The sequence below is a fragment of the Promicromonospora citrea genome, assembly GCF_013004695.1.
GTDB lineage: Bacteria > Actinomycetota > Actinomycetes > Actinomycetales > Cellulomonadaceae > Promicromonospora > Promicromonospora citrea.
This window is the reverse complement of record NZ_JABEMG010000018.1, coordinates 22,216-44,764: the sequence shown is the minus strand read 5'-3', so window position 1 is coordinate 44,764 and position 22,549 is coordinate 22,216. Positions and strand designations below refer to the sequence as shown.

Genomic DNA, 22,549 nt, shown 5'->3' with positions numbered 1-22,549 from the left:
TCTCACAGCACGAGCACCAGATCTCACCGGCGCCGGGCAGCACCGGCCTGGTGCCCCCTACCGCCCCACCTCCTCCGGCAGCGGCGCGCCCGCCGTGTGCAGGTGGCACGCCACCAGCCGGCCGTCCTCGCCCTGCGCCGTGCGGCCCAGCACCGGCAGCTCGGTGCGGCACACGTCCATCGCGTGCGGGCACCGCGGCGCGAACGGGCAGCCCGGCTCGCGCGCGGAGAGGTCCGGCGGCGCCCCCGGGATGCCGGTCAGCTCGCGCCGCGGGCCGTGCAGCGGAGGGAACGAGCCGAGCAGGCCCGCCGAGTACGGGTGCCGCGGGCGCGTGTAGACGTCGCGCGCCGCCGCCGTCTCGACGATCTCGCCCGCGTACATGACGGCGATCCGGTCGGCCACCTCGACCAGCAGCGACACGTCGTGGGTGATGAAGACGACCGAGAACCCGAGCCGCTCGCGCAGCTCCATGACCTGCTCGAGGATCTGGCGCTGCATGACCACGTCCAGCGCGGTGGTGGGCTCGTCCATGATGAGCACCTGCGGCTCGAGCGCGAGCGCCATCGCGATCATCACGCGCTGCCGCATGCCGCCGGAGAGCTGGTGCGGGTAGGACCGCAGGCGGTCGGCCGAGATGCCGACGAGCCGCAGGAGCTCGGCGGCCCGCTCGCGGGCCTCCTCGCGCCGCATCCGGGGCCGGTGGGCCAGGATGCCGTCGACGATCTGCTTCTCGATGCGGAACACCGGGTTGAGCGAGCTCATCGCACCCTGGAACACGATCGCGATGTCGCGCCAGCGGGCGGCGCGCAGCTCGGCGTCGGACAGGGAGAGCAGGTCGGCCCGCTCGCCGTCGCGGCCCGTGAGCCACACCTCGCCGCCGGTGATGAGGCCGGGCGGCGGGAGCAGCCGGGTGGCGGCGTAGGCGAGGGTCGACTTGCCGCAGCCCGACTCCCCCGCCAGCCCCAGCACCTCGCCGCGGCGCAGCGTCAGGGAGACGTCGCGCAGCACGTGCGTGGGGTCGTCGCCGAACCCGTAGTCGACGCTCAGGTTCCGGATCTCGAGGACCGGGTCCTCCGCCGTCGGCCCCGCGTCGCGGGCGACGCCCGGGTCCGTCTCCACACCTGCGCTCATGACCGAACCTCTCGGACCACCGGCGTGAACCCCACGCGCGGCCGGATGCCCCGGCGGCGCAGCGAGCGCGCGTGCAGGCCGGTGGACCGCAGGCGGGGGTTGACGATCTCGTCGATGCCGAAGTTGACCAGGGTCAGGGCCATGCCGAGCAGCGCGATGCACGCCCCGGCCGGCACGAACCACCACCAGGCGCCCCGCTGGAGCGCGAGGTTGTTCTGCGCCCAGAACAGGATGGTGCCCCAGTTCCACTCGCTGACCGGCGTGATGCCGATGAACGAGAGGGTGACCTGGCTCAGCACGGCGAACGTGACGGTGCCGACGAACCCGGAGGCGATGACGGCGGTCAGGTTGGGCAGCACCTCGGCCAGGACGAGGCGCCAGGTGCGCTCGCCGTTGGCCCGGGCGGCCTCGACGAAGTCCCGCTTGCGCAGGGAGAGGGTCTGGGCGCGCAGGACGCGTGCGCCCCAGGCCCAGCCGGTGGCACCGATGACGAGCGCGACGGTGAGTCCGCCCGCCGAGGGGAGCTGCGCGGCGATGAGGATGATCAGCGGCAGCTGCGGGATGACGAGGAACATGTTCGACAGGGCCGACAGCGACTCGTCGCCCACCCCGCCGACGAACCCGGCGGTCACGCCGACGAGCACGCCGACGACGGTGGCGCTCACGCCGGCGACGAGGCCGACGACGAGCACGCCGCGGGCGCCCACGATGATCTGCGACAGGATGTCGCGGCCCGTGTGGTCCGTGCCGAGCCAGTGGGTGGCCGACGGCGGGCTGAGCAGCGCGTCGCTGACCTGGTTGGGGTCGTACGGGCTGAGCCACGGGCCGAGCACCGCGAGCAGCGTGAAGAAGCCGAGGATGGCCAGGCCGGTGACGACCTTGCCGTTGCGCAGGAACAGCAGCTGGTTCCTCATCGGTCCTCCGTCCGGGTGCGCGGGTCGAGCAGGGCGTAGGCGAGGTCGGCCACCATGTTGGCCACGAGCACCGACAGGGTGATCACGAGGAAGCAGCCCTGCATGAGCGGGTAGTCGTGCGTGGAGACCGCCTGGTAGAGCGTGTACCCGATCCCCTGGTAGGAGAAGACCATCTCCATGATGAGCGTGCCGCCGACGACGAAGCCGAGCGAGAGCGCGAAGCTGGAGACCTGGGGCAGCACGGCGTTGCGGGCGGCGTAGCCGAGCATGACCTGCCGCTCGGCGAGCCCCTTGGCGTGCGCGACGGTGACGTAGTCCTCCGAGGAGACGGTCACCATCATGTTGCGCATGCCGAGCACCCAGCCGGCCACCGAGGACAGCACCACGGTGAGCGCGGGCAGGAACCCGTAGTAGACGACCGACCCGATGAACTCGCCGGTGAACGCGGGCACCAGCCCGCGGTCGTAGCTGCCGCTGGACGGGAACCAGCCCAGGTTGACCGACAGCACGGCGATCGTGATGAGTCCGAGCCAGAAGTACGGCACGGCCTGGAAGAACGTCGCCACGGGCAGCAGCCCGTCGGCCCAGGTGCCACGGCGCCAGCCGAGGAACGTGCCGATGAGCGAGCCGACGACGAACGCGATGACGGTCGCGACGCCGACGAGCCCGACCGTCCACGGCAGCGACTGGTTGACGATCTCGGACACCGGCGTCGGGAAGTGCGTGAACGACAGGCCGAGGTCGCCGCGCAGCAGCAGGCCCCAGTAGTCGAGGTACTGCTGCCAGAGCGTGGCGTCCTGGTCGAGGCCGAACAGCACGCGCAGCGCGTGCTCCGCGTTGCTGTCGATGCGGCCCTGCATGCGGCCGAGCAGCGCCGTCACGGGGTCGCCCGGCAGCAGGCGCGGGATGAAGAAGTTGATGGTGATCGCGGCCCACGCGGTGAGCACGTAGAACGCGATCCTGCGCAGCAGGAAGCTCATGCGCTCGCCCCCTCGGTCGCAGGCACGGCCGGCCGGTCCTCCCGCGCGCTGTACCCCCAGCACGCGGCCGCCCGGCCCGGCGTGACCTCGATCAGCTCGGGCGTCTCGGTCCGGCACACGTCGGTCGCGTACGGGCAGCGCTGGGCGAACCGGCACCCGGGCGGCGGGTCCACGAGGCTCGGCGGCTCACCGCCGGTGCTCCGGTCCCGGACAGCGGCCGCGCCGGCGCCCGCGAGGTCGTCCGGGTCGGGCGCCGAGGCCACGAGCAGCCGCGTGTACGGGTGCAGGGGCTGCTGGGTGACCGACTCGCTGTCGCCCGTCTCCATGACGCGCCCCGCGTACATGACCGTGGTCCGGTCCGCGAAGTACCGCGCCGAGGCGATGTCGTGCGTGATGTAGAGGATGGCGATCCCGAGCCTGTCGCGCAGGTCGGCGAGCAGGTTGAGGATGCCGAGCCGGATGGACACGTCGAGCATCGAGATCGGCTCGTCGGCCAGCAGCACCTCGGGGTCGGCCGCGAGCGCCCGCGCGATGGCGATGCGCTGGCGCTGGCCGCCCGACAGCTCGTGGGGGAACTTGTCGACGTACCGTGCCGCCGGCGTCAGGTGCACGCGCTCGAGCAGCTCGGTGAGCGCGGCCTCGAGCTCGGCCCCGCGCAGCGTGCCGCCGGTCGACTGCTTGCGGTGCAGCCGCAGCGCCCGGGTCAGCGTGTAGCGCACGGGGTGCACCGGGTTCAGCGAGGCGAAGGGGTCCTGGAAGATCATCTGCACGCGCCGCACGTACGCGCGGAAGGCCCGCCGCCCCTTGACGCGAACGGGGGTGCCGTCGAGCAGCACCTGACCGTCCGTGATCGGGATGAGCCCGGCGAGCAGGCGAGCCACGGTGGACTTGCCGGACCCCGACTCGCCCACCACGGCCAGCACCTGGCCGCTGCGGAGCTCGAGGTCCACGCCGTCCACAGCGTGGATCGCCCGGGCGGGCGAGCGGCCGCTGACGCGGCGCCCGCCCGCCCGGAAGTGCTTGGTGAGGCCGTGCGCGGCCAGCACCGGTTCGGTCGTGCTCATCAGCCGTCCGCGGGCTCGAGGTTCATGAGGATCTGGGCGGCCTGCACGCCCGTGGGCTGCGGCTGGTTGTAGGGGTCCTCCTCCGAGGGCCAGCCCACGTAGTTCTGCGACGAGTACTGGGCGGTGGCCGGCCGGGTCCAGATCGGGATGCCCGGCACCTCCTCGACGAACACCCGCTGGATCGTCTCCATCGCCTCGGCGCGTGCGGCGTCGTCGGGGGCGGCCGCGTAGTCGGCGAGCGCCTGCGTGGCCTCGTCGTTCTGGAACCGCCCGAAGTTCCACGTGGCCGGCTCGCCGAGCTTCTTGTAGTGCGCGCCGTCCATGATGTCGGAGTACATGTCCCACGGCGTCGCGCCGCCGTCGGTCCAGTGCAGGGTGGCCTGGAAGTCGCCGCCCGGGATGATGTCGGCGAACCAGCCGTCCTGGTTGACGGGGTTGACGGTCGCGGTGGCGCCGAGCTCGGCGGCCGCGTTCTTGATGAGGTCGAGCGCGGTGAGGTAGTCGTTCCAGCCGGCCGGGTTGACGAGCTCGAACGTCACGTCCTCGCCGTCGGGGTCGACGAGCTGCTCGCCCTCCCAGGTGTAGCCGGCGTCCTCGAGCAGCGCGCGGGCGCCCTCGACGTCGACGGCGAGCTCCTGGCCCGTGTACTCCGGGGAGAGGAACTCCTCGCCCGCGGGCAGCGGCAGACCGGTGACGCTGGTCAGCGGCGGGTTCACGCCGGAGGTGGCGACGTCGACGAGCTCCTGCCGGTCGATCACCATGTTGAGCGCCTGGCGGAACGCCTTGTCGTCGAACGGCTTGGTCTCGTTGTTGAGGAAGAGCACGTCGATGCCGAGGCCGCCGGCGGCGTACTGGTGGTAGTGCTCCGGGTCCTGCGCGATGTAGACGTTCTCGAAGTCGGCGATGAACGTCCAGCCCCACTGGGCCTCGCCCGTGGTCAGGGCCGTGGTGAGCGCGTTGTTGTCGTTGTACGACGAGTACCGGATCTCGGGCACGGCCGGCGTGCCGCCCCAGTAGTCGTCGCGCGCCACGACGGTGGCGGCCTGCGGCGTCCACGACTCGAGCGTGTACGGCCCGGTGCCGACGGGCTCCAGGTTGGTGTCGGTGGTCGGGTCCTCGATGTCGGCCCAGATGTGCTCCGGCACCATCACCAGGTCGTACAGCTTGGACTGGTTGACGAACTGTCCCGCGGTGAACGTGACGGTGACGGTCTCGCCGTCGGTCTCGACCGTGTCGTAGGGCAGGGCGGCGGTGTTGAGCGCCTCGAAGTCCTTGCGGAGCTGGATCGAGAACGCGACGTCGTCGGCGGTGAACTCCTCGCCGTCCGACCAGGTCACGCCGTCACGGGGCGTGATGACGGCCTCGGTGAAGTCCTCGTTCCACTCCACGCTCTCCGCCAGCCACGGCTCGGGCTCCTCCGACGGGCGGGCCTGGTTCCGCATCATGAGCGGCTCATAGATCGTGAACGCGTAGCCCAGCGAGAGCGCGGACGAGCCGGTCGCGAACGGGCTGTGGTTCTCGGTCTGGACGCCGTTCGGCATGCCGACGGTCAGGGTCGCGCCCCCGCCCGCGTCGGTGGTGCCGCCTGAGCCACCGCCGCTGCAGGCGGTGACCAGCAGCGCGACGGCCGCCGCTGCGGCTGCCGCCGCGACGTGCTTGCGAATCCTCACGGTGTGCCTCCTTGCACTCCTCCCGCGCGGTGCGGGACGGGTCGGTCCTCGAGGGATCAGTGGTCTCCGGCGGCGAGGGGATCCCCGGGCCGGACGGTCAGGTCGTTGGTCAGGCGCAGGTCCGCGACGGACCTGCCGGTCCGCAGCCGGTAGGTGCCCGGCGGCGTGGTCCAGCCCCGGCGCCGCGGGTCCCAGACCTGCAGCGCACGGGCGGCGACGGGGACGGGGACGGTCGCGCTGCTCAGGGCGGGCACGTCGGCCACGACGAACCCGGCGAGCCGGCGCACGGGGCGCGCCGGGTCGCCGTCGGGCGGCTCGACGTACACCTGGACCACCTCGCGGCCCGCCCGCCGGCCGGTGTTCCGGACGGTCACGTAGACGGTGAGCGTCGCCGGCGCGTCGTGCGACTCGCCGCGGGCCAGCACCGCGTCCTGGTACTCCCAGGTGGTCCAGCCCAGTCCGTGCCCGAAGGGCGCGGCCGGCGCGGGCCCGCCGTCGGCGAGGCGGCGCTCCCAGGCGCGGTAGCCGACGTCGGCCCCCTCGGCGTAGTCGACGACGCCGTCCACGGGGCGCGCGTGCGGCACCGGGACGTCCTCGTACCGGGCGGGCAGCGTCCACGGCAGGCGACCGGACGGCTCGGTCACGCCGGTGAGCACGTCCGCGAGCGCCGTGCCGGCCTCCTGGCCGGGCAGCCAGCCCCACAGCACGGTGGGCACGTCGTCGAGCCACGGCAGCAGCACGGGCGCGCCCGCGTTGACGACGACGACGGTGCGCGGGTTGACCAGCGCGACGCGCCGCACGAGCTCGTCCTGGTTGCCGGGCAGGTCCAGGTCGGGGCGGTCGTAGCCCTCGGACTCGACCTCGGCGGTGGTGCCGACGACCACGACGGCGACGTCGGCGGCCGCGGCGGCCTCGACGGCGGCGGACAGCTCGTCCTCCGCCGAGGGGCCGGGCAGGCGGTGCACGAGGGCGGCGCGCACGAAGTGGCCGTAGCCGACGGCGTGCACCACCTGGAGCGTCGCGTCCAGCTCGGCGGTGCCTGCGGCCGTCGCGACCCGCGCGATCGGGTGGTTGTGGCCCGAGGAGAGCACCACGTCCTCGTCGACGCGGGTGCTGCCGGAGGCGATCTCCGCGCCGTCGACGAGCACGCGGTGCACGCCGACGGTCCCGACGCCGAGCTCGTGGTCGCCCTGTTCGTCGAGGCGCACGGTGGCGCGCAGGCGGACGGCGTCGGCGTCGGGCCGGACGTCCTCGAGCCAGCCGGTCCACGCGGTGGCGGTGTGCTCCTCGAGCACGCTGCCGTCGGCGGCCAGGAGCGTGACGCGCAGGCCCGGCTCGCCCGTGACCGGGTCGGTGCAGCGCGCGACGTCGAGCTCGGGCGGGTTGCGCAGGGCGCGGGCTCCGGCCGCGAGCGTGACCTCCGAGCCGCGCGGCAGGGCGGCCCGCAGCTCGTCGGCCGGGTAGGTGAGGCGGTCGGGCTGCACGAACGAGCTGCCCCCGCCCTGGAAGAACGGCTCCACGGCGGCGGGCCCGAGCAGCGCGACGCGCAGCGGCCGGTCGCGGTCCTGCACGAGCGGGACGAGCCCGGCGTCGTCCTTGAGCACGACCACCGAGCGGGCGGCGAGCTCGCGCAGCAGGCCGGCGGACGCCGCCTGCGCGCCCTCGTGACGCATCTCGAGCCGGAACGCGGTCAGCGGGGTGGGCTCGCCGGGGAGCGTGAGCCGGCCGGTGCGGCGGGCCAGGCGCAGGAGGCGCAGCACCTTGTCGTCGAGCTCGTGCTCGGCGACCTCGCCGGTGCGCACCGCCTCGAGCAGGCCGTCGCCCCACACGCCGTCCGGCCCGGGCATCTGGAGGTCCAGACCGCCGCGGACCGCCGGGGCGACCGACCGGGTGGCGACCCAGTCGCTCACGAACAGTCCGTCGTAGCCCCACTCCCCCTTGAGCAGGTCGGTGACCAGGGGCCGGTGCTCGAGCAGCGGCGCGGCGACGCCGCCGGTGTCGGCGCCGTTGTAGGCGCCCATGACGGCCCACGGCCCGACCTCGCGCACCAGCGCCTCGAAGGGCGCCAGGTACACCTCGCGGAGCGTGCGCTCGTCCACGCGCGCCAGGTAGCGGGTGCGCTCCGTCTCGGAGTCGTTGGCCACGTAGTGCTTGACGCACATGCCGACGCCACGCTCCTGCGCCGCGCCCACGAGCGCGACGGCGACCCGGGCGGTGAGGTGCGGGTCCTCGGAGTAGCACTCGAAGTGCCGCCCGCCCACGGGCGTGCGCTGCAGGTTGACCTGCGGGGCGAGCACCACGTCGACGCCGTGCCTGCGTGCCTCGGCGGCGAACAGGGCGCCCGCGCGCCGCGCCAGGTCGAGGTCCCAGGTGGCGGCGAGGGCCGACGGCGCCGGGAACATCGCCGACGTGCCGCCGTCCGGGCCGCGCACGCCGACCGGCCCGTCGGACAGCACGACGCCCTCGAGACCGAGGCGGGGCACCGCCGTCGTCGCCCACAGGGATGCGCCCACGACGAGCGAGACCTTCTCCTCGACGGTGAGCTCGGCGAGCACGCCGAGCAGCTCGGGCTCCGCGGTGTTCTCCGTGGCGATGGTCTGCGATGACAACGGCTTCTCCGTTCAACGGTGGACGGCTGACCGCATTCAACCACACTTACTTACCGGTTAGTAAGCCCCGGATCTCGGGCTATCCTCAGGACATGGCCGAGACGACGGAGCAGGCACCCAAGACCACGCGGCCCAGCCGCGCCCGCCGCCGGGAGGAGATCCTGGCGGCCGCCACGCGGGTCTTCGGCTCGAAGGGCTACCACCAGGGCTCGCTCGGCGACGTCGCCGCGCAGGTCGGCATCACCCACGCCGGGGTGCTGCACCACTTCGGCAGCAAGGACAAGCTGCTGTGGGAGGTGCTCGAGTACCGCGACCGGGTCGACGTGCAGCACCTGGAGGGCAAGCACATCCCCGGCGGCATGGACCTGTTCCGCCACCTCGTGCTCACCGCGCGCCTCAACGCGGACCGGCGCGGCATCGTGCAGGCCTACGCCGTGCTCACCGGCGAGTCGGTCACCGACGGGCACCCCGCCTCGTCGTGGGTCGCCGAGCGCTTCTCCGTGCTGCGCGGCGAGATCTCCCAGGCGGTGCGTGACGTCGCCGCCGAGCGCGACGTGTCCCTGCGCGACGGCGAGGCCGAGCGCACGGCGGCCGCCGTCATCGCCGTCATGGACGGCCTGCAGCTGCAGTGGCTGCTCGACCCCGACGCCGTCGACCTCGCCGCGGCGACCGCCGCGGCGATCGAGTCGATCCTCACGGCCACCCTCGGCGGTCCGGTGGACCTCGTCGTCGAGGACTGACCTACCACTCGGTGTCGAAGGGGCGCGCCGGCTCCGTGCTCGGCGGCACGTCCATCTTCTGCAGCGTGAAGCCCATGATGTCGCTGAACACCGGGGCGGCGACCTCCCCACCGAAGATCGAGCTGCGCGGGCTCTTGAGGAAGACCGCGACGGTGTACCGCGGGTCGTCGGCGGGTGCGACGCCGATGAACGACGCCATGTAGGTCCAGCCACCCTTGCCGGCCGGCATCTGCGCGGTACCGGTCTTGCCGGCCACGCGGTAGCCCGGCACGACGGCGTTGACGCCGGTGCCGCCGTCCTCCGTGACGGCCTCCATCATGCGCAGCAGCGTGTCGGCGGTGTCCTCGGAGATCACCCGCTCCCCCGCGGGCCGCTCGACGGGCGTCCACGTGCCGTCCGGGCTGGTCGAGCCCTTGAGCAGCGTCGGCGTCAGCCGCACGCCGCCGTTGGCGACCGTCGAGAACACGCTGGTCGCCTGCATCGCGTTGACCGACAGGCCCTGCCCGAACAGCACCGTGTACCGCGTGCGGCCGTCCCAGTCGGCGACGTCGGCGGGCGGCATGAGCCCCACCGACTCGCCCGGCAGGCCCAGGCCGGTCGGCTGCCCGAAGCCGAACTTCTCCAGATAGTCCTGGCGCTCCTGCAGCGGGATCTTCTCGCCGACCTGCACCGTCCCGGTGTTCGACGACTGCGCGAGCACGCCCGTGAGCGTGAGCCGCTGCGTCGGGTGGTGGTGCGAGTCGTGGAAGGTCTGGCCGTTCGGCGTCGTGAAGCTGTACGGCACGGTGAACTTGCTCTCCGGCGTCCAGTGGCCCGCCTCGAGCGCCGCAGCCATGGTGATCACCTTGCCGGTCGAGCCCGGGTCGAACACGTCCTTGACCGCCCGCGACCCTGCGGCGACGGCGGCCGTCGACCGGTCGTTCGGGTCGACGGCGCCCGAGTCCGCGAGCGCCACGAGCTCGCCCGTGCGCGTGTCCTGCACGATCGCGATGCCGTACTCCGCGCCGGTCTTGCGCTGCGCCTCGTCGATCGCGTCCTGCGCCTTCCACTGGATGTCGTGCACGAGGGAGAGCTGCACGTCGTGGCCCGGCACCGCGGGGACGGACTCCTGGCCCGCCGCCGGGATGCGCAGCCCGTCGAGGCTGCGCTCGTAGGTGTCCTGGCCCTCCGTGCCGGACAGCAGCTCGTCGTACGCCGCCTCGATGCCGCCCTGGCCGGACTGCTCGTCGTCGACGAAGCCGACCAGCGAGCCCGCGACCGTGCCCGACGGGTAGGTGCGCCGCGAGGTGAGGTCGGTGCGCACGTACGCCCGGATCTTGAGCTCCGCGATGGCGCGCTGCACCTCCGGCACGACGTTCTTCGCGAGCACCCGGTACCGCGACTCGCCCACGAGCTGCGCCGCGAGCTCGTTCTTGGGCACGTCGAGCACCGGCGCGAGCAGCTGGGCGATGCCGAGCGCGCCGTCCTGCACCTCCTTGCCGTCCACGGTGGGACGGCCCGCGCCGCGGAAGTCCTTGATGGCCTTCGGGTCGGCGACCACGGTGTAGCGGTCCACCGACGTGGCCAGCACGACGCCGTTCGCGTCCGTGATGTCGCCGCGGTGCGCCGGCGTGACCGCCGTGGCGGTGCGCTTCGCCTCGGCCTGAGCGGCCAGGCTCGGCCCCTCGATGATCTGTACGTGCACGAGCCGCACCAGGAACACGAGCACGACCACCGCCGCGACGCCGACGAGCCAGCGCTGCCGGATCTCGGGCCGGCCCGGGCGCGGCGGCAGCGGCCGCGCGACGCGCGAGCGCGCGGGACGGGACGGCGGCGGGGCCGGGGTGCGCGTGGTGGCGCTCCGGCGGGCCTGCTTCGCGGGGGCGGCCTTGCGCGGCGCGGGCTGGGCCTTGCGCGGCTCGGCCTTGCGGGACTCGCCCTTGCGCGGCTGGGACGATCGGGGCTCGGCCTTGCGCGGCTGGGCCTTACGAGGCTGGGGCGACCGGGGCTGGGCGGAGCGCGGTTGTCCCGAGCGCGGCTGGGCACCCCGGGACGGCGTGGAACGCGGGCCGGCAGCGCGCCCCGACGGGGTGCGCTGCCGGCCCGGGTCCGACGTCGGCCGGGTCACTCGTCCGTCCCCTCGTCCGTACCCGTCACCACCTTGCCGGTACGCAGGCTCACCATGGTGGGGTTCTCCGCGGGGACCATGCCCAGGTCGCGCGCCTTCGCGGGCAGGTCCCGCTCGGCCGCCCGCAGGTCCTCCTGGAGGCCCTGCACGTCCTGGGCGGTCTGCGCCACCTCACCCTGCAGGTGCGCCATCTCGTAGGAGCCGCGCGCGAGCGTGGTGTTCAGCACGAGCACCGCGACGAGCGACAGGATCATCAGCGTGGCGCACAGCGCGAAGAACGGCACACGGCTCTTCGAGTACAGCGGCGCGCGGACGATGTCGAGGCGACTCCCCCGGCGGGCGGCGCCCCCGGAGATCGCGGTCAGCGGGGCCCGGCGGGTACGCGGCAGCTCGGCGGGACGGGCGGCACGGGCCGTCGCGGCGTTCACGGCGCTCATCGGCGGTCCTCCTTCGCTGTGTCGTGCTGGGGGTGGTGCTGGTTCTTCCGTGCGGTCTTCCCTGCGGCCTTCCCTGCGGGGTCGAGCAGGTGCTCCGGCGTCGGCCGCAGGCGGCGCGCGGCGCGCAGGCGCACCGAGGCCGAGCGCGGGTTGCGCTCGAGCTCGACCGCGTCCGCCTCCTCGGCGCCCCGGGTGAGCGCCTCGAGGTACGGCCGGTGGGTCTCCGGCTCGACCGGCAGCCCGGGCGGCGCGGACGACGTCGTGCCCCGCGCGATCACGCGCTTGACGATCCGGTCCTCCAGGGAGTGGTACGACTCGACGACGATCCGGCCGTCCACCGCGAGCGCCTCGACCGCGGCGGGCACGGCGCGCTCGAGCACCTCGAGCTCGCCGTTCACCTCGATGCGCAGCGCCTGGAAGGTGCGCTTGGCCGGGTGGCCGCCGGTCTTGCGGGTCGCGGCGGGGATGGTGGCCCGCAGCAGCTCGACGAGCTCGCCGCTGCGGTCCCAGGCCCGCTCGGCCCGGCGCCGCACGACGGCCCGCGCGATCTTCCCCGCGAACCGCTCCTCGCCGTACTCCCGCAGGATCCGCGCCAGGTCACGCTCGTCGTACGTGTTGAGCACGTCCGCCGCCGTGGGTCCTGTCGTCGGGTCCATCCGCATGTCGAGCGGGGCGTCCTGGGCGTAGGCAAAGCCGCGGTCCGCCTCGTCGAGCTGGAGCGAGGAGACCCCGAGGTCCATGAGCACGCCCTGGACGGAGCCGCCGGCGTGCTCGTCGACCACGTCGCCGATCTCGTCGTACACCGCGTGCACGGGCGTGAAGCGGTCGCCGAACCGGGCCAGCCGCACGCCCGCGAGGGCCAGCGCCTGCGGGTCGCGGTCGATGCCGATCACCCGTGCCGTCGGCACCTGCTCCAGCACGGCCTCCGTGTGGCCGCCCATGCCGAGGGTGCAGTCGACCAGCACGGAGCCCGGCGCCGCGAGCGCGGGGGCGAGCAGGTCGACGCAGCGCTGGAGCAGCACCGGGAGGTGGCGGCCGGCGGCGTCCCCCGTCGTGCCGGGCCGGTCCTGTGTCGCGTTCATCGGTGCCTCCTCTCCTGCGTCGTCGTCGTGGTCGTCCCCTGCTCGTCTCCCGCTCGGCCTCCCTGCCGTCCGGTCAGGTCTCCCTCCGCACGGTTCCGGCGGCGGGGAAGTGCGCCGGATCCTGCGGGAGGAGGCCTGACCGTACGGCCGGCCTAGAAGCTCAGCCCGGGGAAGATCTCCTCGGCCTGGTCGATGTAGTCGGGTTCGGTCTCCTCCTGATAGGTGGCCCAGGCCTGTGCGTCCCACACCTCCACGCGGGTGCCGACCCCGATCACGACCACCTCGCGATCCAGGCCGGCGTACTCGCGCAGGTGCGTCGGGATGGAGACCCTGCCCTGCTTGTCCGGTACCTCGTCGCTCGCTCCCGCCAGGAAGTTTCGCGTGTAGTCCCGTGCAGCCTTGCTCGTCACCGGCGCCTGCCGGATCTGCGCGTAGATCTGCTGGAACTCGTCCATCGGGAGAAGAAAGAGGCACCGTTCCTGCCCTTTGGTCATGACCAGACCGCTGGACAGACGACCCCGGAACTTGGCGGGAAGGATCAGGCGGCCCTTCTCGTCCAGCTTCGGGGTGTACGTCCCGAGGAGCAGGCCCAGACCCGCGAATCCTTCCGTCATCGCAGCCATGGGCCGACACCTCCTCTCGCTCCCGCATACTCCACGCTACTCCACTTTCCACCACCACACTCGGAAAAACCGTGGGGAGAACTACCCAGGCGGCCTCAATGCGCAGGTCAAAGAGGTAAAGAGTGAGTGGAGTAAATTCATGTCCGGCGCGGCGCGGAATGTCGGGTCGGTCCAACCCTGAGCCGCATCGTCCCGCGCCTGGCCGGAGGTGGTGGCGGTGCCGTGGGGCCGGGGCAAAAACCGCCCCGGGAACTGTGAAGACCGCGTGACGCAGACAACAGAGTGCTTTACATCTCTACTACGCTGGACCAGCCGGGCGAGCCACAGCCGCCCGGGTCCAGCCCGCGCGCTCGCGCGCCAGAGAGCGGCCTGACTACCCCGGCCGATGGAGGTCTCTTTTCGTGCACACGGAACCCGCCACGTCCGGCCTCGCGGAACCACAGTTCGGCGGGCCCGGCAGCCAGGCCGTCCCCGGACCCGGCGCGCTGGACGAGCTGGTGGACACCATGGCCCGCGTCCGCGCGGCCGTCGAGTCCGTCGTGACGGGCCGGCCCGGCCTCGCCGACATCACGCTCGCCGTCCTCCTGGCCGAGGGGCACCTGCTCGTCGAGGACGTCCCCGGCGTCGGCAAGACCACCCTCGCCAAGGCCGTCGCGCGCAGCATCGACTGCCACGTCGGCCGCATCCAGTTCACGCCCGACCTGCTGCCCAGCGACCTCACCGGCGTCAACATCTTCCGCACCGGCAGCCACGAGTTCGAGTTCCGGCCCGGCCCGGTGTTCAGCAACATCGTCATCGGCGACGAGATCAACCGCGCCTCGCCCAAGACCCAGTCGGCGCTGCTGGAGTGCATGGAGGAGGGCCAGACCACGGTCGACGGCACCACCCACCAGCTCCCCCGGCCGTTCCTCGTCGTCGCCACCCAGAACCCGGTCGAGATGGAGGGCACCTACCCGCTGCCCGAGGCGCAGCGCGACCGGTTCATGGCCCGCGTCACCGTCGGCTACCCGGACACGTCGGCCGAGATCCTCATGCTCGACCGCCAGGAGGCGACGACGCCACTGGCCCACCTCCAGGCCGTCACCGACGGGCCGTCGATGGTCCGGTTCGCGCAGCAGGTGCGCGCGCTGTACGCGTCGCCGTCGGTCAAGCGCTACGTCGTCGGCCTGGTCGCCGCCACGCGCGAGCACCCGAGCCTGCGCCTCGGCGCCTCCCCGCGCGCCTCGCTCCAGCTCCTGCGGGCGGCCAAGGCCATGGCGGCCATGGCCGGCCGCGACCACGTGCTGCCCGACGACGTCCAGCGGCTCGCCCGGCCCGTCCTCGCGCACCGGCTCATCCTCACCACCGAGGCCCGCCTGAGCGGCGTGACCCCCGAGAGCCTGGTCGACGAGCTGGTGCAGCGCACACCGGTCCCGGCGCTCGAGCCGGCCGACCGGCGCCCGTTCTGAGCGGCCGGGCGACGGACGCATGTCATCCCCCACGACCGCTCGCCGGCCCGCACGCTCGACCTGGCGCGAGACCCTCGCCCGCATCAGCAGGGTCCGCCTGACCTCGCGCGGCGTCGGGGCGAGCGTCCTCGGCGTCGCGCTCGTGCCGCTCGGGCTCGTGCTCACCCTCCCGCACCTCGTCGGGCTGGGCGCGGCCGCGCTGCTCGCCGTCGGGGTCGCGTGGGTGGTCATCGGCACCCAGCGGCTCGAGTCCGGCCGCGGCGCGCTGCGCGTGACGCGCACCGTGTCCCCCAACCCCGTGGTCCGGGACCGGACGGCGGAGGTCGGCCTGCTCGTCGCGGCGCGGCAGACCAGCGGCGCCGCCTACGAGCGGCTGTCCCGGCTGCGGCTGTCCGAGCAGGCGGCGCACGAGCTGGCGGGCCACCAGGGCATCAGGGCGCGTGTCTCCGCGCGGGCCGACCGCATCGCGGTGCACTACACGCTCACACCCACCCGCCGCGGGCGCTGGCCGCTCGGCCCCCTGCTCACCACGCGCACCGACGTCTTCGGCCTGGTCCGCGCCACCCAGCCGCTCGGCAGCGCGACGCACGTACCCGTGTGGCCGCGCACCGTCGAGCTCGCCGTGCGCACGCGGTCGGTCGGCGACGTCGACCACTCCGCCACCGGCGCCCGGCTGCAGTCGACCGACGACTCCGTGCTGCGCGAGTACGTCGCGGGCGACGACCCGCGCCGGGTGCACTGGGCCAGCGCCGCCCGGCGCGGCCAGCTCATGGTGCGTGCCGACGAGAGCGCGGGCGTGCGCCCCGTCACCGTGCTGCTCGACCGCTCGCTGCTGCCGCACTGGCAGGACGCGACCGGCCTGCGCCGCCCCGCCGCCGTCGACGACGGCGAGTGGGCCGTCGAGCTCGCCGCCTCTGTCGCGACGTCGTTCCTCGACGCCGGGCACCCGACCCGCCTCGTGACCACCACCGTGGCCCCGACGCTCGAGAGCGCGCGGTTCGCCACCACCCGGGCCAGCCGGGCCGCGATCCTCGACGCCTGCGTCGACGTGAGCGGGCACCGCGGTTCCGCGGAGGGCCACCAGGCCACCGCAAGGACCGCCCAGGCGCTGCGGCTCGCGCGCACCGCCGGCGAGATCGTCGTCGCCGTGCTCGGGCCCCACGACCCCGAGGCGCGGCGCAGCCTCGCCGCCCTCGGCGCCGAGGGCACGTGCTGGGCGCTCCTCGTCGAGCCGCGGGGCGAGGGCTTCCGCCACGAGCTCGACGAGACGTCCGCCGAGCTGCGCGCCTCCGGCTGGCACGTCAGCACCACCCCGTCCCGTACCGACCCAGAACGTGCCTGGGCCCTGCTCGCGGAGCGTGCGCTGTGATCCCCGCCCACCGCGGACCGCTGCTCCGCACCGTCGCCTCCTCCGTGCTCGTCGCGATCGCCGTGATCACGTCGATGCACGCGCTCACGCTCGTCATCGACCCCGGCTCCTGGCTCACGGTCGGCACCGTCGGCGTCATCCTCGTGTCCGCGACCAGCGCCGTCGTGCGGTACCTGCTCCTGCGCAACGCCGTCGACCGCGCGGCCGTCCGCCGCGCGGCGGGCCAGGGACCGAGCGCCGACCGGGCCGCCGACCGCGCCTCGGGCAGCGCGTCCTTCGTCGCCACCGCGGCGGCGACGCTCGTCGCGTCCTGGTTCCTGCTCGCCCGCTACGGCGGGCCGGGACAGCGCTTCGAGCCGTTCGTCGGCCCGGCGGCGCTCGACCGGGTGCTCGAGCGGTTCCGCCAGGCCACCGAGACCATGAGCACTCAGGTCGCGCCCGTCGGGCCCGACGAGGCCATCAGCATGGTCGCCGTGGGTGGCACCTTGCTGGTCCTGCTGGTCGTCGACTCCCTCGCAGGCGCCCGGATGCCCGGCTTCGCCGGCATCCCGCTCCTGCTGCTGTGGACGCCGCCGCTCACGCTGATCGGCGAGGTGCCGTGGTTCGTCTTCGCCGTCAGCGTCACGGCGATGCTCCTGCTGCTCACGGTCGACCCGGTGGGCGTGACGCCCGGCAGGGTCGCGGGCTCCGACTCCGCGGCCGTGCGTCGCGCCCAGCGGTTCCGGTCGTGGATCACGGCAGGCACGGCGGCCGCCGTCGCCGTCGCGTCGCTGGGCGTGGCCAACGGGACGGCCGCGCTGCCGGCCCTCGCGGGCACGTGGAACCAGCTCATCTCGACGCCGTCCGACACCGTCGAGCTCTCCTCCGAGCTCGACATGCGCCAGCCGCTGAGCGCCCGCTCGAGCGACACCGTGCTGACGTACACGCTGCCGGACGACACACCGCTCGGCCCTCTGCGCGTCATGACCCTCACGGCCTTCGACGGCGTCCAGACCCACCGCAACGTGCCCAGCGGCGGCCTCGACTTCGACCCGTCGACCGTGCTGGCACCGCCCGGAGAGGGCGGCATCGGCGACGTGCGCCAGGTGAACGTGCGCATCGACCAGCTCACCGGCGCCGAGCTGCCGCTGCCGCTGGAGCCGCGCCAGGTCGACATCGAGGGCGACTGGGCCTACGACTCGCTGCGCGACGAGGTCCGCAGCCAGGCCGGCACGCAGCCGGGCTCCGAGTACCGCGTCGGCGTCGTGGACCGGCAGCTGACCCCCGCGCAGCTGCGCGCGGTGCCCCGGACGGGCGACCCGCGCTCGGCGGGTTACACCGAGGTGCCGGACACCGAGCACCGCGAGGACATCGCCGACTACGCCCGCCGGATCGCCGGGGACGCTCCGACGCGGTTCGACGCCGCCGTGGCACTGCAGAACCACCTGCGCTCCGGCTCGGGGTTCGTGTACGACCCCGACGCCGACTACCGCGGCTCGTCCGACACCGTGTGGGACTTCCTGCAGGACAAGGAGGGCTACTGCACCCAGTACGCCCTCTCGATGATGGTCATGGCGCGCAGCCTGGGCATCCCCGCCCGCATCGGCGTCGGCTGGCTCCCCGGACGGCCGGACGGGCAGGGCAGCTACCGCGTCACGGGTCAGGACTCGCACGCGTGGCCGGAGATCTACTTCCCGACCGTCGGCTGGGTGCGGTTCGAGCCCACGCCGCAGGTGCAGACCGGCCCCCTGCCCTCCTACGCCAACCCCGAGGCCGGCAGCCTGCCGAGCGCGGCGCCGACGACCTCGCGGGCGCCGGAGGTGCCGAGCAGCCGACCGAGCCAGCAGCCCGAGCAGTCGGCGCCCACGGCGTCGTCGAACACCTCAGGGGGCAGGAGCGTGTCCGACGCGACGCTGCCGGGCTGGGCGTGGGTGCTGGCGGCCGTCGTCGTGGTCGCGCTGCTGGGCGGCGCGTTCTGGCTGCTCACCCGGCGTCGGGCCGCACCGGAGGTGCTCGACCCGGAGCTCGCGTGGTCGCGCGTGCTGGCCGTGCTCGCGGAGCAGGGTGTGCGGCTGGGGCCGTCGGTCACCCTGCGCCAGGCGCCCGGGCAGATCGCGGAGGAGGTGCGCGCCCGCACGGGCGCCACGCTGCCCGACGACGTCACCGAGCGGCTCGGCGCCCTGGCCGCGGCCGCGGAGGCGGAACGGTACGCCCGCCGCTCGACGCCGCCGACCGCCGCCGAGCTGGAGGACCTCACGGCCGCGCTCACCGCGGCCCTGGCGACGGCCCTGGCCCCGGCAGGCCGCTGACCCACCCGGCGGCCGCGCGGCCGTCGCCACGCCGGAGGAATACGGCGCGCCGGAGGAATACGGCAGGAGCCGGACCCCGTGGGGTCCGGCTCCTGGTCGAGTCTTCTGCGAGTCCGAGATCCGGGCGTTGCGCTCGGTCAGCGGCCGCCCTCGTTGCGCCGGTTCTCCCAGCGCTCCTCCAGGCGGGCGAGGAAGCCCCCGCTGCCCTGGCGCTTGCGGGGCCGTGCGGCCCTTCCCTGCGGTGGCTGGACCGTGCCGTCGTCGTCCACGACGCCGACCGGCCCCTCCTGCTTCTTACGCGGTCCGAAGAACGCGAAGACGACGCCGGCGAACATCAGCACGAAGCCGATGGCCCCGAGCCAGGTCTGCGACGTCGCCGCACCCACGACCAGAAGGAGCAGACCGACGACCACGCCGGCCCCGGACAGCACGTAACGCAGAGCGTTACCGCGACCGGTGGACTGGAGCGTGTTCGCCAGGCGCGGGTCGTCTGACGTCAGAGCACGCTCCATCTGCTCCAGCACCCGCTGCTCGTACTCGGACAGAGGCATCGAGACCCCCGGATCTCGCAAAGGAACAGTGTCCCTTCCAGGATAGGACGACCCGGCCGCCGTTGGTAGTCGACATCCCGGGCATACCAGCGACTATAGGGGCAGATCAGTATCGATGCGTGCTGTTCTTGTGATGTACACCCAGGTCGATCGCTGTTCTTCCGAACTTCTGTCGCACGGCGTCGAGCGCGAGCTCCGCCTCGCGCTGTGCCCCGGACCGCGGATCGACCGCCTCGTCGAGCGTGAGCTGCTGCACGGAACCGTCGCGCTGCACCAGATTCTCGCCCCGCACGCCCACGAGCCGGACCGGGAGCCCCTTCAGGTCCACGTTCGCCACGAGGTCCCGGGCGACCAGATAGATCTCGCGCGCGACGTCCGTGGGACCGTCGAGCGTTCGCGATCGGCTGAACGTGGCGAAGTCGCTGGACCGCACCTTGACCGAGACGGTGCGAGCGAGCACGCCCTGGTGCCGCAGGCGCGCGGCGACCCGGTCGGACAGCTCGAGCACCCGCCGGCTCACCACCTCGGTGTCGTGCTGGTCGGTGTCGAAGGTCGTCTCGGCGCCGATGCTGTGCTCGCGCTGCTCCGGCACCACCGGGCGCGGGTCGCGGCCCCACGCCAGGTCGTGCAGGTGGGCCCCACCGACGCGGCCGACGGCCGCCTGGAGGCTCGGCAGGTCGGTGTGCGCCAGCTCGGCGACCGTGGTGATCCCCCACGCCGCGAGCGACTTCTCGGTCTTCTCCCCCACGCCCCACAGCGCACCCACCGGCAACGTGTGCAGGAAGTCGACGGTGGCCGCCGCGGGCACGAGCATCATGCCGTCGGGCTTCGCGTGCGTGGAGGCCAGTTTGGCGACGAACTTGTTGCGCGCGATGCCCACCGAGGCCGTGACGCCGTGCTCCGCCTCGATGCGACGCCGCAGCTCCGCCCCGATGGCGGTCGGCGACCCCAGCCGGCGCCGGGCGCCGCTGACGTCGAGGAAGGCCTCGTCCACGCTGATCTGCTCGACCAGGGGGGTCACCTCGTGCAGCAGCGCCATGACCGACCGCGACACCTCGCGGTACAGCGTGTGGTCCGGCGGGACGACGGTCGCCTGCGGGCAGAGGAGGCGCGCCCGGGTCATGGGCATCGCCGAGCGGACGCCGAACGCCCGCGCCTCGTACGTCGCGGCCAGCACGACCCCGCGCTCCTGCCCGCCGACGATCACCGGCTTGCCCCGCAGCTCAGGTCGGCGCACCAGCTCGCAGGACGCGAAGAACGCGTCCATGTCGAGGTGCAGCACCGAGCAGCCGGTCTCGTCCGACCCCCAGTCCCGTCGCGCCGCCGCCGAGCGCGGTCCCTTGCTCACCGCGCCCCCTTGCTGCTCACCGTGCTCGTGTCCCGCTCTCTCGGTCGCGTACCCGCCCGCGCGGTCACGACGCCTCGGGGACGAGGGTCAGCCGCTGCGTCGAGAACCCCGCGTCGGGGTCCACGAGCATCGCCACCTCGTCCCGGAAGTCCTCTGCGCACGCGAGCAGCTCGTCCGCGCGCGCGGCGTCGACCTGCTCGGGCCTGCCCGCGTCCACCGCGGCGCGCAGCGGCGCACCCGACGCGAAGTAGCCGGACCAGGCCGCCAGGTCCGGTTCGGCGTGCGCGAGCATGTCCCAGACCGTCCGCGCGCCGGAACGGGCCGACGGCTTGCCCCGGAGCGCCACGACGGCCGCCGCCGACCGGATCGCGGCGAGGTGCGCGTGCACGAACCGGTCCCCGGGGTCGGCCGAGCGCGCCGCCTCGGCGAGCTCCGCGTCCGCCTTGCGCAGCAGAGCGCTGACGCCCGGCGGGACCGCGCGCGGCACGAGCATGCGCGCCGCGACGACGTCACGCGCGCCCTGAGAGTGCATGGTGCCCATCTCGAACCTCCGATCGAACCCCTTGTGCGACACTATCGAACATACGTTCTATCCTGTCAAGCGCGCCCCGGGACCCGGGAGACACTGTCCCCATGGCCCGCCGCACCGCCCGACGCCGACCATCTTCCTCCGCACCACTGACACTCCCCGCCGAGCTGCCCTCCGGACCCGTGCCGATCGACACCGGGACCGCGGAGGTGGTCCGCGACCCCGACTTCCCGCAACGAGTGACCCTGCACGTCAACGGCGTGCCGAGCTCTGGCCTCGACCTCACGGACCCCGGGTTCCTCGACTTCGAGTACATGCAGCAGATGGCCGCCGTCCTCGCGCTCCTTCCGCCCGGCCCGCTCCGCGTGCTGCACCTCGGAGCGGCCGGCAGCGCCCTCGCCCGGCACGTCGAGCACGAGCGGCCGGGCTCCCGCCAGCTCGGCGTCGACCTGGACGCCCGGCTCCTCGAGCTCGTGCGTGAGTGGTTCGACCTCCCCCGGTCGCCCCTGCTGCGCCTGCGTGCCGACGACGCCGCCCGTGCGCTGGCCGGTGCCCGCGACGAGTCCTGGGACGTCGTCGTGCGCGACGTGTTCGCGGGCGACAGCACGCCCGCCCACCTCGTCGGCACGGGGTTCGCCGAGCAGGCCCGTCGCGTGCTGCGCCCCGGTGGCGTGCTGCTCGTCAACTGCGCGGACCGGCCGCCGCTGGCCACGGCGCGGCGCGAGGTCGCCGGCCTCGCGCAGGCCTTCGGGCCGGACGCCACCGCGCAGGGCCGGCTCGCCGTCGTCGCCGAGCCGGCGATCCTCAAGGGACGGCGGTACGGCAACCTGGTGCTGGCCGCCGTCCGCCCGTTGCCGGACGACGAGGCCGCCGACTCCCCCGCCCTGCTCCGCGACCCCGCCCTCGGCCGGGCACTGCGCAGCCTCGCGGTCCCGGCGACGCTCCTGATCGACGAGGACGCCGCCGCCTTCGCGGGCACGGCCGCCCCGCTGCCCACCCCGCCCCCGACCTGACCCGCCGAGGTAGTCACAGGGCGAGGTAGTCACAGGGCGAGGTAGTCAGGGCCGGGGCGGGAACAAGCGCTCCCGCCCCAGTGACTACCTCGCCGGGTGACTACCTCGCCCTGTGACTACCTCGCCGGGTGACTACCTCGCCAGGTGACTACCTCGGCGAGGGGATGGGGGCGGGGGCAGCACGGAGGCCGCCCTCCCCTCGGGGAGAGCGGCCTCGCGCGCGGATCACCTCAGAGCGGGACGACCGACTCCGCCTGAGGACCCTTCGGGCCCTGCGTGATCTCGAACTCGACCCGCTGGGCCTCCTCGAGCGACCGGTACCCGCTGGACTGGATCGCGGAGTAGTGGACGAAGACGTCGGCACCGCCGCCGTCCTGGGCGATGAACCCGTAGCCCTTCTCCGCGTTGAACCACTTCACAGAACCCTGCGCCATGCTGTCCTTCGACCTTCCGTCCGGGATCCGACGGCGGGCCCTGTGCCCGCCCCCGCGCCGCAATGCTTTCCCGACTTGCTCACGACACGGCGGACGTGGCCTTGGTACGTCACTGCAACGTGCGCCAGTGTGGCACGGACCACTCAGATGCGCCACGGAACAGGCACATTTCTGCCGCAGCTATGACACACCGGGCCGCGAGAGCCGCCCCA

General features: G+C 73.7%; 19 protein-coding genes. 5 read left to right on the top strand and 14 right to left on the bottom strand.

The features are described from left to right. Positions 1 to 57: 57 nt before the first annotated feature. The 6 genes from HLB15_RS05825 to HLB15_RS05800 are packed head-to-tail and all read right to left on the bottom strand — an operon-like array spanning position 58 to position 8,368. Positions 58 to 1,131 carry an ABC transporter ATP-binding protein gene (locus HLB15_RS05825; RefSeq protein ID WP_171104356.1) on the bottom strand — a complete coding sequence of 358 codons (1,074 nt, stop codon included), beginning with the start codon at positions 1,129 to 1,131 and terminating at the stop codon, positions 58 to 60. Further along, positions 1,128 to 2,045 carry an ABC transporter permease gene (locus HLB15_RS05820; protein WP_171104355.1) on the bottom strand — a complete coding sequence of 306 codons (918 nt, stop codon included), beginning with the start codon at positions 2,043 to 2,045 and terminating at the stop codon, positions 1,128 to 1,130. Before HLB15_RS05820 ends, HLB15_RS05825 begins: the two co-directional genes overlap by 4 nt. Continuing rightward, the gene (locus HLB15_RS05815; protein ID WP_171104354.1) at positions 2,042 to 3,025 is read right to left on the bottom strand and encodes an ABC transporter permease; all 984 of its coding nucleotides are present in this window, start codon (positions 3,023 to 3,025) and stop codon (positions 2,042 to 2,044) included. The genes HLB15_RS05820 and HLB15_RS05815 overlap by 4 nt, the downstream gene beginning before the upstream one ends. After that, entirely contained in the window at positions 3,022 to 4,089 is a 1,068-nt protein-coding gene (locus HLB15_RS05810) for an ABC transporter ATP-binding protein (RefSeq protein ID WP_171104353.1), read from the bottom strand. The genes HLB15_RS05815 and HLB15_RS05810 overlap by 4 nt, the downstream gene beginning before the upstream one ends. Next, positions 4,089 to 5,759: an ABC transporter substrate-binding protein gene (locus HLB15_RS05805; protein WP_171104352.1), complete on the bottom strand. Its 1,671-nt coding sequence runs from the start codon at positions 5,757 to 5,759 to the stop codon at positions 4,089 to 4,091. Before HLB15_RS05805 ends, HLB15_RS05810 begins: the two co-directional genes overlap by 1 nt. A gap of 56 nt (positions 5,760 to 5,815) precedes the next feature. After that, positions 5,816 to 8,368 (bottom strand): beta-d-glucosidase, encoded by a 2,553-nt coding sequence (locus HLB15_RS05800; protein WP_171104351.1) that lies wholly within the window; start codon positions 8,366 to 8,368, stop codon positions 5,816 to 5,818. 92 nt (positions 8,369 to 8,460) lie between these two features. On the opposite strand from HLB15_RS05800, the gene HLB15_RS05795 reads away from it, so the two are divergent. Then, positions 8,461 to 9,108, top strand: coding sequence for a TetR/AcrR family transcriptional regulator (locus HLB15_RS05795; protein WP_171104350.1), 648 nt, complete (start codon positions 8,461 to 8,463; stop codon positions 9,106 to 9,108). A gap of 1 nt (position 9,109) precedes the next feature. Here the strand turns inward: HLB15_RS05795 and HLB15_RS05790 are convergent, their stop codons facing one another. From HLB15_RS05790 to mraZ, 4 genes are all read right to left on the bottom strand, one after another. After that, positions 9,110 to 11,215: a peptidoglycan D,D-transpeptidase FtsI family protein gene (locus HLB15_RS05790; protein WP_171104349.1), complete on the bottom strand. Its 2,106-nt coding sequence runs from the start codon at positions 11,213 to 11,215 to the stop codon at positions 9,110 to 9,112. Further along, on the bottom strand, positions 11,212 to 11,652 hold the full coding sequence (gene ftsL / locus HLB15_RS05785) for a cell division protein FtsL (RefSeq protein ID WP_171104348.1): 441 nt from the start codon (positions 11,650 to 11,652) through the stop codon (positions 11,212 to 11,214). The genes HLB15_RS05790 and ftsL overlap by 4 nt, the downstream gene beginning before the upstream one ends. Beyond that, a complete protein-coding gene (rsmH, locus tag HLB15_RS05780; protein WP_229785176.1) occupies positions 11,649 to 12,734 on the bottom strand; it encodes a 16S rRNA (cytosine(1402)-N(4))-methyltransferase RsmH in 1,086 nt (361 codons plus the stop codon). The genes ftsL and rsmH overlap by 4 nt, the downstream gene beginning before the upstream one ends. A gap of 152 nt (positions 12,735 to 12,886) precedes the next feature. Continuing rightward, positions 12,887 to 13,357 carry a division/cell wall cluster transcriptional repressor MraZ gene (gene mraZ / locus HLB15_RS05775; RefSeq protein WP_171104347.1) on the bottom strand — a complete coding sequence of 157 codons (471 nt, stop codon included), beginning with the start codon at positions 13,355 to 13,357 and terminating at the stop codon, positions 12,887 to 12,889. A 401-nt stretch (positions 13,358 to 13,758) separates the two neighbouring features. On the opposite strand from mraZ, the gene HLB15_RS05770 reads away from it, so the two are divergent. The 3 genes from HLB15_RS05770 to HLB15_RS05760 are packed head-to-tail and all read left to right on the top strand — an operon-like array spanning position 13,759 to position 18,462. Next, entirely contained in the window at positions 13,759 to 14,805 is a 1,047-nt protein-coding gene (locus HLB15_RS05770; protein ID WP_229785178.1) for an AAA family ATPase, read from the top strand. Between the two features lie 19 nt (positions 14,806 to 14,824). Further along, positions 14,825 to 16,174, top strand: a complete 1,350-nt coding sequence (locus tag HLB15_RS05765; RefSeq protein WP_171104346.1) for a DUF58 domain-containing protein — start codon at positions 14,825 to 14,827, stop codon at positions 16,172 to 16,174. Further along, positions 16,171 to 18,462: a transglutaminase TgpA family protein gene (locus tag HLB15_RS05760; protein ID WP_171104345.1), complete on the top strand. Its 2,292-nt coding sequence runs from the start codon at positions 16,171 to 16,173 to the stop codon at positions 18,460 to 18,462. The genes HLB15_RS05765 and HLB15_RS05760 overlap by 4 nt, the downstream gene beginning before the upstream one ends. A 137-nt stretch (positions 18,463 to 18,599) precedes the next feature. Here HLB15_RS05760 and HLB15_RS05755 read toward each other — a convergent pair whose 3' ends face one another. From HLB15_RS05755 to HLB15_RS05745, 3 genes are all read right to left on the bottom strand, one after another. Next, a complete protein-coding gene (locus HLB15_RS05755; protein ID WP_171104344.1) occupies positions 18,600 to 19,013 on the bottom strand; it encodes an SCO2097 family morphological protein in 414 nt (137 codons plus the stop codon). Positions 19,014 to 19,119: 106 nt separating this feature from the next. Continuing rightward, entirely contained in the window at positions 19,120 to 20,361 is a 1,242-nt protein-coding gene (locus HLB15_RS05750) for a DNA polymerase IV (protein WP_171104343.1), read from the bottom strand. Between the two features lie 64 nt (positions 20,362 to 20,425). After that, positions 20,426 to 20,893 (bottom strand): SAV_6107 family HEPN domain-containing protein, encoded by a 468-nt coding sequence (locus HLB15_RS05745; protein ID WP_229785180.1) that lies wholly within the window; start codon positions 20,891 to 20,893, stop codon positions 20,426 to 20,428. Between the two features lie 179 nt (positions 20,894 to 21,072). On the opposite strand from HLB15_RS05745, the gene HLB15_RS05740 reads away from it, so the two are divergent. After that, on the top strand, positions 21,073 to 21,903 hold the full coding sequence (locus HLB15_RS05740) for a spermidine synthase (RefSeq protein ID WP_229785182.1): 831 nt from the start codon (positions 21,073 to 21,075) through the stop codon (positions 21,901 to 21,903). Positions 21,904 to 22,133: 230 nt separating this feature from the next. On the opposite strand, the gene HLB15_RS05735 is transcribed toward HLB15_RS05740, so the two are convergent. Continuing rightward, a complete protein-coding gene (locus tag HLB15_RS05735; protein ID WP_171104340.1) occupies positions 22,134 to 22,337 on the bottom strand; it encodes a cold-shock protein in 204 nt (67 codons plus the stop codon). Positions 22,338 to 22,549: the final 212 nt, after the last annotated feature.